Source organism: Streptomyces sp. NPDC003300 (genome assembly GCF_040610915.1).
Classification (GTDB): domain Bacteria; phylum Actinomycetota; class Actinomycetes; order Streptomycetales; family Streptomycetaceae; genus Actinacidiphila.
This window is the reverse complement of sequence record NZ_JBEXNE010000005.1, coordinates 134177-147916: the sequence shown is the minus strand read 5'-3', so window position 1 is coordinate 147916 and position 13740 is coordinate 134177. Positions and strand designations below refer to the sequence as shown.

General features: G+C 72.9%; 12 protein-coding genes, 1 tRNA gene and 2 pseudogenes. 12 read left to right on the top strand and 3 right to left on the bottom strand.

Annotated features, from left to right (window positions below):
* Positions 1-146: 146 nt before the first annotated feature.
* Positions 147-219 (top strand) — tRNA-Arg (locus tag ABZX65_RS09730).
* Positions 220-299: 80 nt separating this feature from the next.
* On the opposite strand, the gene ABZX65_RS09725 is transcribed toward ABZX65_RS09730, so the two are convergent.
* Positions 300-503 carry a hypothetical protein gene (locus ABZX65_RS09725; RefSeq protein WP_355336549.1) on the bottom strand — a complete coding sequence of 68 codons (204 nt, stop codon included), beginning with the start codon at positions 501-503 and terminating at the stop codon, positions 300-302.
* A 118-nt stretch (positions 504-621) separates the two neighbouring features.
* Positions 622-828 (bottom strand): annotated as a pseudogene (locus ABZX65_RS09720) (hypothetical protein); the annotation flags it as partial.
* A 61-nt stretch (positions 829-889) separates the two neighbouring features.
* Here ABZX65_RS09720 and ABZX65_RS09715 point away from each other — a divergent pair.
* The 5 genes and pseudogenes from ABZX65_RS09715 to ABZX65_RS09695 all read left to right on the top strand — a co-directional run bounded on the left by ABZX65_RS09715 (position 890) and on the right by ABZX65_RS09695 (position 4069).
* On the top strand, positions 890-1171 hold the full coding sequence (locus ABZX65_RS09715; protein ID WP_355336548.1) for a hypothetical protein: 282 nt from the start codon (positions 890-892) through the stop codon (positions 1169-1171).
* A 606-nt stretch (positions 1172-1777) separates the two neighbouring features.
* Entirely contained in the window at positions 1778-2191 is a 414-nt protein-coding gene (locus ABZX65_RS09710) for a hypothetical protein (protein ID WP_355336547.1), read from the top strand.
* Positions 2192-2452: 261 nt separating this feature from the next.
* Complete coding sequence (locus tag ABZX65_RS09705) at positions 2453-3193, top strand: class F sortase (RefSeq protein WP_355336546.1); 741 nt, start codon at positions 2453-2455, stop codon at positions 3191-3193.
* Positions 3194-3248: 55 nt separating this feature from the next.
* Positions 3249-3350 (top strand): annotated as a pseudogene (locus tag ABZX65_RS09700) (AraC family transcriptional regulator); the annotation flags it as partial.
* A 233-nt stretch (positions 3351-3583) separates the two neighbouring features.
* The gene (locus ABZX65_RS09695; protein ID WP_355336545.1) at positions 3584-4069 is read left to right on the top strand and encodes a cytidine deaminase; all 486 of its coding nucleotides are present in this window, start codon (positions 3584-3586) and stop codon (positions 4067-4069) included.
* Here the strand turns inward: ABZX65_RS09695 and ABZX65_RS09690 are convergent.
* Positions 4029-4901: an MEDS domain-containing protein gene (locus ABZX65_RS09690; protein WP_355336544.1), complete on the bottom strand. Its 873-nt coding sequence runs from the start codon at positions 4899-4901 to the stop codon at positions 4029-4031. The genes ABZX65_RS09695 and ABZX65_RS09690 overlap by 41 nt on opposite strands.
* A gap of 493 nt (positions 4902-5394) precedes the next feature.
* On the opposite strand from ABZX65_RS09690, the gene ABZX65_RS09685 reads away from it, so the two are divergent.
* The 6 genes from ABZX65_RS09685 to ABZX65_RS09660 all read left to right on the top strand — a co-directional run bounded on the left by ABZX65_RS09685 (position 5395) and on the right by ABZX65_RS09660 (position 13650).
* Positions 5395-6171 carry a response regulator transcription factor gene (locus tag ABZX65_RS09685; RefSeq protein ID WP_355336754.1) on the top strand — a complete coding sequence of 259 codons (777 nt, stop codon included), beginning with the start codon at positions 5395-5397 and terminating at the stop codon, positions 6169-6171.
* Between the two features lie 20 nt (positions 6172-6191).
* Positions 6192-7832 carry a HAMP domain-containing sensor histidine kinase gene (locus ABZX65_RS09680; protein WP_355336543.1) on the top strand — a complete coding sequence of 547 codons (1641 nt, stop codon included), beginning with the start codon at positions 6192-6194 and terminating at the stop codon, positions 7830-7832.
* Between the two features lie 25 nt (positions 7833-7857).
* Positions 7858-9285, top strand: a complete 1428-nt coding sequence (locus tag ABZX65_RS09675; RefSeq protein ID WP_355336542.1) for a bifunctional glycosyltransferase family 2/GtrA family protein — start codon at positions 7858-7860, stop codon at positions 9283-9285.
* On the top strand, positions 9282-11498 hold the full coding sequence (locus tag ABZX65_RS09670; protein ID WP_355336541.1) for a glycosyltransferase family 39 protein: 2217 nt from the start codon (positions 9282-9284) through the stop codon (positions 11496-11498). Before ABZX65_RS09675 ends, ABZX65_RS09670 begins: the two co-directional genes overlap by 4 nt.
* A 215-nt stretch (positions 11499-11713) precedes the next feature.
* Positions 11714-12406 carry a response regulator transcription factor gene (locus ABZX65_RS09665; RefSeq protein WP_355336540.1) on the top strand — a complete coding sequence of 231 codons (693 nt, stop codon included), beginning with the start codon at positions 11714-11716 and terminating at the stop codon, positions 12404-12406.
* Positions 12403-13650, top strand: a complete 1248-nt coding sequence (locus tag ABZX65_RS09660) for a HAMP domain-containing sensor histidine kinase (protein ID WP_355336539.1) — start codon at positions 12403-12405, stop codon at positions 13648-13650. Before ABZX65_RS09665 ends, ABZX65_RS09660 begins: the two co-directional genes overlap by 4 nt.
* Positions 13651-13740: the final 90 nt, after the last annotated feature.

The window sequence follows — 13740 nt, the reverse complement described above, 5'->3', positions numbered from 1 at the left end:
GGCGGGGCTCCTTCCGTTCCACCCCCCGGCCCCCACCCCATTCCCGCAGGTCACCCCGCCTCCCGGTTATGGATTTCACCTCCCGCCACACCTCATGTAATGTTGTTCCCGCAACGCCGACCGGCCCAAAACCCCGCGAAGCGCTCGCACTCGTAGCTCAACGGATAGAGCATCTGACTACGGATCAGAAGGTTGCAGGTTCGAATCCTGCCGAGTGCACAGCAGGTCAGAGGCCCTGTGCCCCTTCGGGGGTGCGGGGCTTCTGTCATAATTTCTCACAATCGCCGAATGATCTTGCGTCAGCGCAACAGCTCGGCAAGCTTCTCCGAACCGGCCCGCAGTGACTGAGGGTCAGGGTGCACGTAAGTCCGCTTCGTGAACGACAGATCCGAGTGGCCCGCCCACGCCGACACGGAGGTTTCCGGGCACCGGGCGGGCAGCGGGCGGATCTCGAAGCTGGGCACCGGGTTGGCGTATTGATGGTGCTTCGGATCGAGGCTCACGACATCCTCGCTTGCAGGTCGCTCTGGTTTCGGGTGGCTCGGAGCTGGCCGACGCCGTAGCGGTCCTTGAGTACGCGGATCGACGCTGCGCGGCCCTGCGGGTGGCAATCCGCGTCTACCGGTCACGGGTGATCTGCGCCGCGTCCCGCCCCCGCTGGGCCAGGCCGAACCGGGACAGCAGCCGCTCCCGCAGCTCCCCCCCGGTCACCACCCACACCAGTACCCCTGGCGTACCCGGCACCCCGAGGGCGCCCAGGTTTTGCCGGGCCATCAGCGCCATGGAGAACAGCGCCACCTCGGCGGCGGCGAACATCACCACCCGCTCCGTACCGGACGCTCATGGGGTGCTCCGAGACGGGTCGGAAAGGCCCGCTACGGTGGCAGCCATGGAAAAGCGGGGGGACGGGTCGCCGCTGAGCGCGATCAAGTGGGCGTTGGTCACCGGGGTGGTGCTGGCCGCGGGGGCGCTGGTGCCGATGCTGTGGGGCAACGCCACCTGGCCGCAGTCGCGGCACGCGCTCTGGGTCACCGTGCCGGTGCCGGTGGTGGCGGTGCTTGTCGTCAGGCTGGTGCTGCCCTGGCGCGAGCGGCGGGCGGCGCGGCGGGCGGCGGATCGGGCTGCGGATCGGGCTGCGTTCACTTCGTCCTCCGGATCGAATGACCAGTGATTCGCGGCCGGGCCAGCTGGCGAACGCGACGGCGTCGGCGCGGTTGGTGGTCCGCAGCAGGTCGCGGCCGTCGTTGCCCTCCCAGATCACCAGGTGCGTGGTCCGGTCCTCCTCGGAACTGACGTTGACGACGAGCGTCGCGCCCGGCGTGGTGATGTCGGCGAAGGTCGCCTCGCACACCCCTTGCTGGTGCCACACGCCGTCGCAGCCGGGGATGCGGTGCTGGTCGACGGTCTGGTCGACGGCGACCATGTCCGGCCGAGCAACGGTTGCGACGTAGTCGGCGATCCGCGGGTACGTGGCGAACGCCCTGTCGAGCACGGCGGCCTCGTCGGGCAGATAGCCGTTCACGCGGCGCCACTCGTGTCGGCCGTGGCGTTCGCGTGGCGGTGTGAGGTGACGGTCCGGCAGATGTGAAGAGGGGTAAGCACAGTCGGGGGCGGCGGGGGGTGAGCGACGCGCCGGGGGATGTGGTCTGAACGGGGCAAAAATGGTGTGAAGGTGTGTGAATAAGTCACATTATTCGTATCTATGACTTCGTTGGGCACGTACGTCCCCCTTCTCGGGCCATCAGGGTCCGAGGGCGTGCCCTCGCGAAGGAGTCCCATGCGTTCCGCTCGTGCTCTCGCCGCTCTCGCCATCTCCAGCATTGCCCTCAGCGGCGGCGCTCTGGCGCTCTCCGCCCCGATGGCGTCCGCCGAGACGGGTCCCCACTCGGAGATCTGTGAGCAGGCCCAGGTCAAGACCCATGAAGCGCAGAAGGAGCTCGACCGGCTGGAGAAGCTGCCGAACAAGACGCCGGAGATCCGTAAGCAGATCGCCACGGCCGAGGAGATCCTGGAGCAGGCGCAGGTCGGCGAGCGGGACGCGTGTGCGAGCGTCACCGGTCCGGTGCACGCCGGTTCCGGCGGCCTGGCGGGCGGGATCAGCGGCACCGAGATGACCGCGGGCGCGGCTGTGCTCGCCGTCGCGGCCGCCGGTGGTGTCGTGATGATGCGCCGCCGTTCCGTCGAGGGCTGACCTCGGTTCCACCTCCGCCCCTTGTGGCCGCGCGCCCCGCTCGAAGCGGAGCGCGCGACCGCAGGGGGCGTCATACGTCCGCAGCTCGTTCGGCGTCAGACACCAGGCACCAGGCACCAGGCACCAGGCACCAGGCGCTAAGCGCCAGGCATCAGGCGCTAAGCGCCAATCGCCAATCGCTAAGCGCCAGGCGCCACGCGCTGATCGCTGGGCCCCGGCCCGAGGCGGACGGACGCAGACTTCGAGAAAGGCCCGCCCCGCATGCAGCACCCCCGCGCCGCCCACCGCCGCCGCCAGGCGGGCCTCGCACTGCTCCTGGCAGGCATGGCCGTGGGCGGCTTCCTCGTGGTCGACAGCGCCTCCGGCACCGGACTCACCCCGCCCAGGCCCTCGGCCGCCGACGCCTTCTCCGGCCCCGCCGCACCGGCCGTCCCGGCCCCCGCGGTGGACCCGCTGCCGCCGTCGCCGCCCACCCGCATCACGATCCCCGAGATCGGCGTCGACGCGCCGATGACCGGTCTCACCACGGACAAGGACCACACCCTGCAACCCCCGCCGCCGGACGACAAGAACCTCGCCGGCTGGTACCGGAACGGCCCCACGCCCGGCAGCACCGGCACCGCGGTCGTCGTCGGACACCTCGACACCCACAGCGGCCCCGCCGTCTTCTACCGCATCGGCCAGCTCCACAAGCAGAACACCCTCACCGTGCGGCGCCAGGACGGCCGCACCGCCGTCTTCACCGTCGACGCCGTCGAGCAGTACGAGAAGAGCGACTTCCCCAGCGAGAAGGTCTACCGGCAGGCCACCCGCCCCGAACTCCGCCTGATCACCTGCGCCGGCACCTACTCCCGGGCCACCAGCTACAGCGCCAACATCGTCGTCTACGCCCACCTCACGAAGGTCGGCCCGCCCGCTCCCGCCCCGGTGGCGTCTCCCGTGGCCACGGCGGCCCCGGCGCCTCCGGCCTCCCCCGCCGCTCCGTGGACCGCGCCGTGGTGAACGGGAGGAGCTGAGCCGCGGTCTGCGGCGGCGACGCAGCCGCAGACGCAGCCGCAGCCTCGGCCTCGTCCGTGTCGACCACCTCGCCGCCGGGGTCGGCTGGAGCCGCGAGCGCCTGTGGACCCGCTTCCACGCCCAACTCGGCTTCCTGCCCGAACCGTTACGGCGCGGGCGCGGGCGCGGGCCGTCGCGGCGGGCGAGGTGATCCTCAGTGGCGGAGTCGAACCCGGCGCCCTCGTGGCCTCGTTGACCCGCCTCTCCTGCCTCCCCGGCCTCGCCCCGGACGCCGCCCGGACGATCGCCCACCGCCTCGGCGCCCGGCTCCGGCGCGCCGCGCACCACCCGTAAAGCCCTCGCGCCCCGCCCGCCCGGGTCCGTAGCATCCGGCCCGTGCTGACGATCCCCAGTCGGGAACTGACCCCCGCCGACCACGAACTCATCGCGTACGCCCGCGCCGTCGTCGACGAGAACACCGACGGCGACGGCGGCGTCCACACCATGGGCGCCGCCGTCCGTGACGCGGACGGACGCATGCACGGCGGCATCAACCTCTACCACTTCACCGGCGGGCCCTGCGCCGAACTCGTCGCCCTGGGCCACGCCCGAGCCTGCGGGGCGCGGCAGTTGACCACCATCGTGGCCGTCGGGAACCTCGGCCGCGGCCCCGTCGGCCCGTGCGGCCGCGACCGCCAGATCCTCTTCGACTACCACCCGTCCATCCGCGTCCTCCTGCCCACCCCGGACGGCGTCCGGAGCGCCCGCATCACCGACCTGATGCCCCTCGCCGCCCTCTGGACCCCGGACGAGGGCACCCAGCCCTTCGACCCGGCGCTCTTCACCGACCCCGCGCCGGAGGATCCTCCACCTGGAAGGTGACCCCTTCTGCCTCGGCCGCGCCGCAGACGCGGAGCATGCGGTGTTGCGACGGGGTGCAGCGCACCGTCGTGCCCCGGGGGAGGCGGAGGGTGGTGCCGGCGCAGTGGGCGTCGAGGAAGGAGAGGGGGGTGAGGTCGAGGAGGGCGGGCGGGGGGTCGCTGGTGAAGGCGGCGCGGAGGGTGAGGTCGAAGTGGAGGCGGGTGGCGAGGTCGGCGGTGCCGGTGAGGCGGAGGCAGGAGCCGGTGCGGTCGGCGTGGAGGGTGTCGAGGGAGGGCAGGACGGCGAGCGGGTGCAGGGCGGCGATACGTGAGAGCAGGGGCGCCGGGACGGCGCCGTGGTCGTACTCGCAGATCGCGGTGAAGCCGGTCCTGGCCGAGAAGGGCGTCAACTCCGCTTCGTAGGAGGAGAGTTCGGACTCGGGGAGGCCGGAGTGCGCGGCGGCGGCCCACGTCATGTCGCCGACCACCCGCATGCCGGTGAAGCCGCGCCGCCGCGCGGTGCTGGTGCCCGCCGCCCAGAAGGCCGTACGGGCCGCCGGGTCGAAGGCGCCGGACGCGGGGTCGTAGCCGGGGGCTTCGGAGGAGAGCGCCAACTGCCCGGTGCGCGCGCAGCGTTCGGCGGGGACGCCGTGCGCGGAGAGATGGGCGAGGGCGTCAGGACCGGCGGTGCCCCCGCCGGTGAAGATCATGACGCGCTCACCGAGGGCGAGGCCCGCGACGGTGAAGGCGGCGCGCACCGCCCACCGGTCGTCGTCGCCGTGGATTCCGAGGCAGGCGTGGTCACCGGGGCCCATACGGTCGACCGCGACCGCCCGCGGTATCGCCTCGGCCACCGACGTACACCCGGCCCCGCTCCCGTCATGGCCGCCTGCCGCGACCGACCGGTCGCGCTCCGCGCCCACGGGGTCACCGCGGCCACCCCCGCCGCCCGCCATGCCACCTCCCATGGGCCGAACGTACGCCGCCCGCACCAACCTTTCGGCCCGCGCATCGCATATCGGCCGCCGATGACGAAAAGTGCCCAGGAAGATGCCCAGAACGACCGCCGAACCGTCCGCCTCCGACCGTTCACCCCTTGACCGTTCACCCCTTGATCGTTCTCCGCGCCGGAGTCGGCACCCGGTCCCGCGCGGCACCCGCCGCCGTACACACCGCCGTGCGCAACTCCGTACACACCGCCGTACGGCCCGCCGTGCGCAACTGCGTACGCACCGCCGTGCGCACCGCCGCAAACAACCCTCACCGCGATTCTCAGACGATTCACAGAATCGGCCAAGGCTCCTCTCATAGCGCGCGCACAGGGTGAACACCATGCCTTCCACATCGATGAGCACCGCCACCGCAGCCCCCGCGACCGCGCACGCGGCCACCACCGCCACCGCCACCGACCTCGCGCGCCCCGACGGCTCGCCGGTACGCGTCCTCGTCGTCGACGACGAGGCGCCGCTCGCCGACCTGCTGTCGATGGCGCTGCGCTACGAGGGCTGGCAGGTACGCACCGAGGCCGACGGCGCGGGCGCGCTGCGGGCGGCCCGCGAGACCCGGCCCGACGCGGTCGTGCTCGACGTGATGCTGCCGGACATGGACGGCCTGGAGGTGCTGGCGAAGCTGCGCCGCGACACCCCGGACGTCCCCGTGCTGTTCCTGACCGCGAAGGACGCGGTCGAGGACCGGATCGCCGGGCTCACCGCGGGCGGCGACGACTACGTCACCAAGCCGTTCAGCCTGGAGGAGGTGGTGGCCAGGCTCCGCGGCCTGCTGCGCCGCTCGGGCGCCGCCGCCGTACGCAACGAGTCGCTGCTGGTCGTCGGCGACCTCGTACTGAACGAGGACAGCCACGAGGTCAGCCGCGGCGGCGACAACGTCCACCTCACCGCGACCGAGTTCGAGCTGCTGCGGTACCTGATGCGCAATCCGCGCCGGGTGCTGAGCAAGGCGCAGATCCTCGACCGCGTGTGGTCGTACGACTTCGGCGGTCAGGCCAACGTCGTGGAGCTGTACATCAGTTACCTGCGCCGCAAGCTCGACGCCGGCCGCGCCCCGATGATCCACACCCGGCGCGGCGCGGGCTACCTGATCAAGCCCGGCGAGCCCGCCGCCTGACGACCCCGGAAGCCGAGACGATGCCCCACGCCTCCCCGCCCCCTACTCCCCACGCCTCCCCGCCCCCCGCGCCGCGCGCCGACCCGAAGCCCAACTCCCGTACCCGCAAGCGCCCCTGGTCCCGCCCCTGGTCCCTGCGCCGCAGGCTCGTCGCGTCCTGCGTCGCGCTCGTCGCCGTCGTGTGCGCGGTCATCGGCGCGGTCACCATATTCGCGCTGCACGACTTCCTGTACGGGCAGCTCGACGGCAAGGTGCAGGACGTGGCGGTACGGGCGGCGGGGCCGCACGGCGGCCCCGGGGACGGCCCGGAGGCCAACCGGGCGGCACGGCTTCCGCAGAGTCCGCTCACCGAGCGGCCGTTCGGATTCCTGGCGGGCGGCGGCCAGCCCGGCGAGACCGTCGGGGCGATCGTCGGCGCGAACGGCACGGTCACGCGGGCCGCGGTCAGCGCGACACCGTCCGGCGGCGGCCTGCTCGAAGCGGACCCGCTCACCGCGCGGCAGACCGCCGCCTTCGCCTCCGTACCGAGGGACGGCAAGGCCCACACCCTCAGCGTCCCCGGCCTCGGCACGTACCGCGTCGCGTCGGCGCAGCAGTCCTCGGACGGCAGCACCGTACTGGTCGGCCTGTCCACCAGCGGGATCGAGGACACCCTCAACACCCTGATCTGGGTGGAGTTCTCGGTCGCCGCCGCCGGTCTCGTCGCGGCGGGCCTCGCGGGCGCGGCGCTGATGCGGATCGCCCTGCAACCACTGCGCCGGGTCGCCGCGACCGCCACCCGCGTGTCCGAACTCCCGCTGCACAGCGGCGAGGTGGCGCTGCACGAACGCGTTCCCGACTCCGACACCGACCCGCGGACCGAGGTCGGCCAGGTCGGCGCGGCGCTCAACCGCATGCTGGGGCACGTGGGTTCGGCCCTGCACGCGCGGCAGGAGAGCGAGACACGGGTCAGGCAGTTCGTCGCGGACGCCAGCCACGAGCTGCGGACGCCACTGGCCTCGATCCGCGGCTACGCCGAACTCACCCGCCGGGGAAGGGAACCCGTCGGCCCCGACACCCGGCACGCGCTCGGCCGGATCGAGTCCGAGGCCGGACGGATGACGACCCTCGTCGAGGATCTGCTGCTGCTGGCCAGACTGGACGCGGGCCGCCCGCTCAGCTTCGCCGAGACCGACCTGTCCCCGCTGGTCGTGGACGCGGTCAGCGACGCCCGCGCGGCGGGCCGCGACCACGTCTGGCGGCTCGACCTGCCCGACGACCCGGCGACCGTGCACGGCGACGCGCAGCGCCTCCACCAGGTGCTGACCAATCTGCTGGCCAACGCCCGCACCCACACCCCGGCCGGTACGACGGTCACCGCCCGCGTCGTACGCGACGGGCCCGGCGTCCTGCTCCAGGTCCAGGACGACGGCCCCGGCATCCCCGCCGACCTGCGACGCCATGTCTTCGAGCGGTTCGCGCGCGGCGACGCCTCCCGTACCCGGACGGCCGCCGCCGCGCGGTCCGGCAGTACGGGGCTCGGCCTGGCGATCGTGCGCTCGGTGGTCACCGCGCACGGCGGCGAGGTGTCCGTGGACAGCGTGCCCGGACGTACGGTCTTCACCGTCCGGCTGCGCGCCGCACACTCACAGCCGCCGCTCAGGCTCGCCACAACGTCGTGACAGCGCGCCCGCCGAGGGTCGGATCATGCGAACCCAACTCGGCAATCTGCCCGCCCGGCAGCACCTGCCGGCCGCGGGCACAGCTCCGGAACACCCGGCCGGGCCCGGTGCCCAGGCGGCCCCGGTCCTCGACGTCGTCATCCCCGTGTACAACGAGGAGAACGACCTGGAGCCCTGCGTCCGCCGCCTGCACGCGCATCTGTCGGGCACCTTCCCCTACCCCTTCCGGATCACCGTCGCCGACAACGCCAGTACGGACCTGACGTCCGCGGTGGCGAAGGCGCTGGCCGCGGAACTCCCCGAGGTCGAGTCCTTCAGGCTCGAACAGAAGGGCCGCGGAAGGGCGTTGAGGACGGTGTGGTCCGCCTCCGACGCGCCCGTGCTGGCGTACATGGACGTGGATCTGTCCACCGACCTCAACGCGCTGCTCCCGCTCGTCGCGCCGCTGATCTCCGGCCACTCCGACCTGGCGATCGGCTCGCGGCTCGCCCGCTCCTCGCGGGTGGTGCGCGGCGCGAAGCGGGAGTTCATCTCCCGCGCCTACAACCTGATACTGCGCGGCTCGCTGGCCGCGCGCTTCTCCGACGCGCAGTGCGGATTCAAGGCCATCAGGGGCGATGTCGCCCAGCGGCTGCTGCCGATGGTCGAGGACACCGGCTGGTTCTTCGACACCGAGATGCTGGTGCTCGCCGAACGCGCGGGCCTGCGCATCCACGAGGTGCCGGTCGACTGGGTCGACGACCCGGACAGCAGCGTCGATCTCGTCCGCACCGCCACCGACGACCTGCGCGGCGTCTGGCGGGTCGGCCGGGCCCTGGCCACCGGGCAGTTGGCGCTCGACCGGCTGCGGCGGCCCTTCGGGGACGACCCGCGCGACCGCGAACTCACCGGCGTGCCTGCCGGGTTGGCGCGGCAGCTCGTCGGCTTCTGCGTCGTCGGGGTGCTCAGCACGCTGGTCTACCTGGCGCTCTTCTCGCTCTTCCGGCTCGGCACCGGCTCCCAAGTGGCCAACGCACTTGCGCTGTTGCTCTCCGCCTTCGGCAACACCGCCGCCAACCGGCGGCTCACCTTCGGCGTACGCGGGCGCGACCAGGCCGTACGCCACCAGGCGCAGGGCCTCGTCGTCTTCGCCATCGGCCTCGCCCTGACCAGCGGTTCACTGGCCGCCCTGCACGCGGCGACCGCCCACCCGGACCACGGCACGGAGCTGGCCGTCCTGATCGCGGCGAACCTCGCGGCGACGGTGCTCAGATTCCTGCTCTTCCGGGCGTGGGTCTTCCCCGAGGGCGCGACCGGCGGCTCGGCTTTCCGCGACGGTGAGACGGCCACGGCGGCCTTCCGCGACGGTGAGACGGTCACCGGGGCCGGCCCCGTCTCGTACGGGACCCGGTCTGCCGACCTCCCGGCCCACGAAACCCCTTCCCCCCGCGACGACTTGAGGAGGGCGCGATGAGCGCGCCGGGCAACACCACAGTGGACACGGACGTGTTCGGGCATCCGGTCGCGGAACCGGCGCCGCGACCAGCGGGGCACCGGGGAGGGCTCGCGCGGCGGACCTGGCGGGGCCGGGCGGAGGACGCCGCCTGGGTGCGCCCCGCGTTCTTCGCGCTGCTGCTCGGCACCCTGGTCCTCTACCTGTGGAATCTGAGCGCCGCCGGATACGCCAACTCCTTCTACTCCGCGGCCGTCCAGGCCGGGAGCCAGAGCTGGAAGGCGTTCTTCTTCGGCTCCTCCGACGCCGCGAATTCCATCACCGTCGACAAGCCGCCCGCCGCGCTGTGGCCGATGGCCCTGTCGGTGCGGCTGTTCGGCCTCGGCTCCTGGCAGATCCTCGTGCCGGAGGCGCTGATGGGCGTCGCCACGGTCGGCGTGCTCTACGCGGCCGTACGCCGCCGGTTCAGCGCGGGCGCGGGCCTGATCGCGGGCGCCGTCCTGGCGCTCACCCCCGTCGCGGCGCTGATGTTCCGCTTCAACAACCCCGACGCGCTGCTGGCGTTGCTGATGGTCGTCGCCGTCTACGGCGTGCTGCGCGCGCTGGAGGACGCCCGGACGAAGTGGCTGCTGATCGCGGGCGTCGCGCTCGGCTTCGCCTTCCTCACCAAGACCCTCCAGGCGTGGCTGATCGTGCCGCCGCTCGCACTGGTCTACGCGGTCTGCGCGCCGACGACGCCGCGCCGCCGTATCGGCCAACTCCTCGCCGCGGGCGGTGCGATGGTGGTGTCCGGCGGCTGGTGGGTGACGATCGTCGAGTTGTGGCCGACGTCGTCCCGCCCGTACATCGGCGGCTCGCAGGACAACAGCTTCCTGTCGCTGACCTTCGGCTACAACGGCTTCGGCCGCATCACCGGCAACGAGACCGGCAGCGTCGGCGGAGGCGGCGGGGGCCGCGGTGGTGGCGGTGGCGGTGGCGGGATGTGGGGCGAGACCGGCATCGGGCGGCTCTTCAACTCCGAGATGGGCGGCCAGATCGCCTGGCTGCTGCCCGCGGCCTTCGTCCTGCTCGCCGCGGGACTGTGGCTGACCTGGCGCGCCAAGCGCACCGACACCGTCCGCGCGGCGTTCCTGGTGTGGGGCGGCGCGCTGCTGATCACCTTCGCGACCTTCAGCTTCATGTCCGGGATCTTCCACCAGTACTACAACATCGCCCTCGCCCCCTACATCGCCGCCGTCGTCGGCATGGGCACGGCACTGCTGTGGGCCCGGCGCACGCACATCGCCGCCGCGGCCGTGCTCGCCGTGACCGTCGCGGGCACCGGCGTGTGGTCGTACGTACTCCTCGACCGTTCCTCCGACTGGCTCCCGTGGCTGCGCGGCGCGGTCCTGATCGGCGGTTTCGTCGCCGCCGCGGGGCTGCTCGCGGGTGCGATGCCCGGGGTACGGGTCGCCGCCCGGCTCGGCGTGATCGCCGCGTTCGTCGGCGTCGCCGCGGCGCTCGGCGGGCCCGTCGCGTACACCCTCAACACCGTGAACACCGGTCACTCCGGCTCCATCGTGACCGCGGGGCCCGCCGTCCAGGGCGGCATGGGCGGCTTCGGCGGCGGCGGACGTCCCGGCGGCGGTGGCGGTGGCCGCGGCGGCATGCCGCCCGGCATGGGCGGCGGCCCCACCAACGGCCAAGGTCAGGGGCAGGGGCAGGGCATGCCCGGCGGCCAGAACGGGCAGACCGGCCAGGGCGGCCCCTTCGGCGGCGGCCAGAACGGCCAGAACGGGCAGACCATGCCCGGCACCGGCCGCACCGGCCAGGACGGCGCCCCCGGCGCCCCCGGCGCCCCCGGCGGCAACGGCGGCGGCATGGGCGGCCTGCTCAACGGCACCCAGGTCGGCTCCGCCATGAAGAAGCTGCTCCTCGCCGATTCCGGCGACTACACGTGGGTCGCCGCCGCGATCGGCTCCCAGAACCAGGCCAGCTACCAGCTCGCCACCGGAAAGCCGGTGATGTCCATCGGCGGCTTCAACGGCAGCGACCCCTCGCCCACCCTCGCCCAGTTCCAGAAGTACGTGGCCGCGGGGAAGATCCACTACTTCCTCGGCGGCGGCCAGGGCGGCGGCGGTGGCATGGGCGGCAGCGGTACCGCGTCCGCCATCACCACCTGGGTCAAGGCCCACTACACGGCCAAGACCGTGGGCGGCACGACGGTCTACGACCTGACCGCGCCCACGTCCTGACGCTCTCGTCCCCCGACCGCGCCGCGGCGGCGCCCCGCACACCCGGGGGCGCCGCCGCGGCGCATTCCTTTACGGCTTCGCAATCCCCCCCATGTTTAGCTGAATCTGGCGCGACGGGTGCGACGGCCACGACGTACCCCCACGCACGCCGTACGCGGCACGCGTGAGCGCGCCAGGACGTACGGAACAGCGGAACAGGCGGAAGCGAGGAAGCCATGCGGGTGCTCATCGTCGAGGACGAGGTGTTCCTGGCCGAAGCGATCCAGACCGGCCTGCGCCGGGAGAGCATCGCGGCCGACGTGGTGCACGACGGCGACACCGCCCTCGAACACGTCGCGGTCAACGACTACGACGTGGTCGTCCTCGACCGCGATGTCCCCGGCACGCACGGGGACGACGTCTGCGCGCGGATCGTCGCCGACCACCCCCGTACCCGTGTGCTGATGCTCACCGCGGCGCGGACCCTCGACGACAAGGTCACCGGCTTCGAGCGGGGCGCGGACGACTACGTCGCGAAACCGTTCGACTTCCCCGAGCTGGTCCTGCGGCTGCGCGCCCTGGAGCGGCGCAATCAGCCCGCCGCGCCCCCGTCCCTGGAGGCGGCCGGGGTCGGCCTCGACCCGTACCGCCGCGAGGTGAGCAGGAACGGACGGCAGGTACGGCTCAGCCGCAAGGAATTCGCCGTCCTCGAACTGCTCATGCGGGCCGGCGGCGGTGTGCTCAGCGCCGAGCGGCTGCTGGAGAAGGCGTGGGACATGAACGCCGACCCGTTCACGAACACCATCCGCGTGACCATCTCCAACCTCCGCAAGAAGCTCGGCAAGCCGTGGGTGATCCAGACCGTCCCCGGCAGCGGCTACCGCTTCGGCGCCCCCGTACCCGACGCGACCGACCGGGACCGGCCGTGACCGACAGGACGTCCCCCCTCGGCATGCTGTCCTGGCGCCCGCGGATGACGATGCGCGCCCGCCTGACCCTCACCTACGCGACCCTTCTGACGGCCACCGGCGCGCTGATGCTGGGCACCGTGTACGTCTTCATGCGGTACGTGCCGACGTACGCGATCCTGCCGTCGAAACTGGAGGAGGGCATGTCCGTGCCGGGGGTGAAGGTCGTCCCGTCGCCGGTCAGCCCCACCAACGGTGACGCCGACACGGCCTCGGCCCTGCACCTGAGCAGCGCCTCCGACATCCTCAACACGCTGCTGATCGTCTCGGCCGTCGTGCTCGTCGTCCTCGCGGTGATCGGCGCGGTGATCGGCTGGGTCGTCGCGGGCCGGGTGCTGCGCCCGCTGGCGGCGATCAACTCGGCCGCGAAGCTCGCCGCGACGGGCGCGCTCGACCACCGCATCGGCATGCGCGGCCCCGGGGACGAGGTGCACGACCTCGCGGACACCTTCGACGACATGCTCGAAAAGCTCGACAGCTCCTTCCAGGCGCACCGCAGGTTCGCGGCCAACGCCTCCCACGAGCTGCGGACGCCCCTGGCGGCCAACCAGACGATGCTGGAGGTCGCGCTGGCCGACCGCGAGCCCGACCCCGAGGTCGGCTACCCCGAACTGCGCGAGGTCGCCGAGCGCGTCTACCGGACCAACCGGCGCAACATCGAGACCGTCGACTCGCTGCTGACCCTCGCCGAGATCGGCGCGCGCGGCGTCCGCCGGGACGGCCTCGACCTCGCCCGGATCGCGGCGGACGCGCTGCGCGACCTGCACGACGAACTCGACGCCTCGGGCGTCCGGGCCGGCCTCGACCTCCGCCCCGCCGCGGCCGTCGGCGATCCCGTGCTCCTGCACCGGGCGGTCGCCAATCTCCTCCAGAACGCGGTGCGGCACAACGTGGCGGGCGGCTCGCTCCAGGTGCGTACGGGACCGGCCCCGGAAGGCGGCGCCGAGGTGCGCGTGGTCAACACCGGACCCGTGGTGCCGGAAGGCACCGTCGCCTCCCTCACCGAGCCCTTCGTGCGCGGCACGGGACGTACGGCCGGGCGGTCTGAGGGGCGCGCCGGCGGGCAGCGGCATCACGGCCTCGGGCTGGCGATCGTCGCCGCCGTCGCCGACGTGCACGACGCGGCGCTCGGCATCGCCGCGAACCCCGGCGGCGGGCTCACCGTGACCTTCGCGCTGCCCGCGCGCGGTGTCATCAAAAGCTAAAAGAATCCCTTGACTCCCTCGCAACCGCGCGATCGATGGACTGTCCGGGACGAGCGGCACCACGGGGTGCCGCGCCGAAAGGACGACACC

What these genes read in the sequence shown, in the direction of transcription:
- ABZX65_RS09715 (WP_355336548.1), top strand. Translation starts at nt 890, where the DNA reads ATGGAAAAGCGGGGGGACGGGTCGCCGCTGAGCGCGATCAAGTGGGCG.
- ABZX65_RS09710 (WP_355336547.1), top strand. Translation starts at nt 1,778, where the DNA reads ATGCGTTCCGCTCGTGCTCTCGCCGCTCTCGCCATCTCCAGCATTGCC.
- ABZX65_RS09705 (WP_355336546.1), top strand. Translation starts at nt 2,453, where the DNA reads ATGCAGCACCCCCGCGCCGCCCACCGCCGCCGCCAGGCGGGCCTCGCA.
- ABZX65_RS09685 (WP_355336754.1), top strand. Translation starts at nt 5,395, where the DNA reads ATGAGCACCGCCACCGCAGCCCCCGCGACCGCGCACGCGGCCACCACC.
- ABZX65_RS09680 (WP_355336543.1), top strand. Translation starts at nt 6,192, where the DNA reads ATGCCCCACGCCTCCCCGCCCCCTACTCCCCACGCCTCCCCGCCCCCC.
- ABZX65_RS09675 (WP_355336542.1), top strand. Translation starts at nt 7,858, where the DNA reads ATGCGAACCCAACTCGGCAATCTGCCCGCCCGGCAGCACCTGCCGGCC.
- ABZX65_RS09670 (WP_355336541.1), top strand. Translation starts at nt 9,282, where the DNA reads ATGAGCGCGCCGGGCAACACCACAGTGGACACGGACGTGTTCGGGCAT.
- ABZX65_RS09665 (WP_355336540.1), top strand. Translation starts at nt 11,714, where the DNA reads ATGCGGGTGCTCATCGTCGAGGACGAGGTGTTCCTGGCCGAAGCGATC.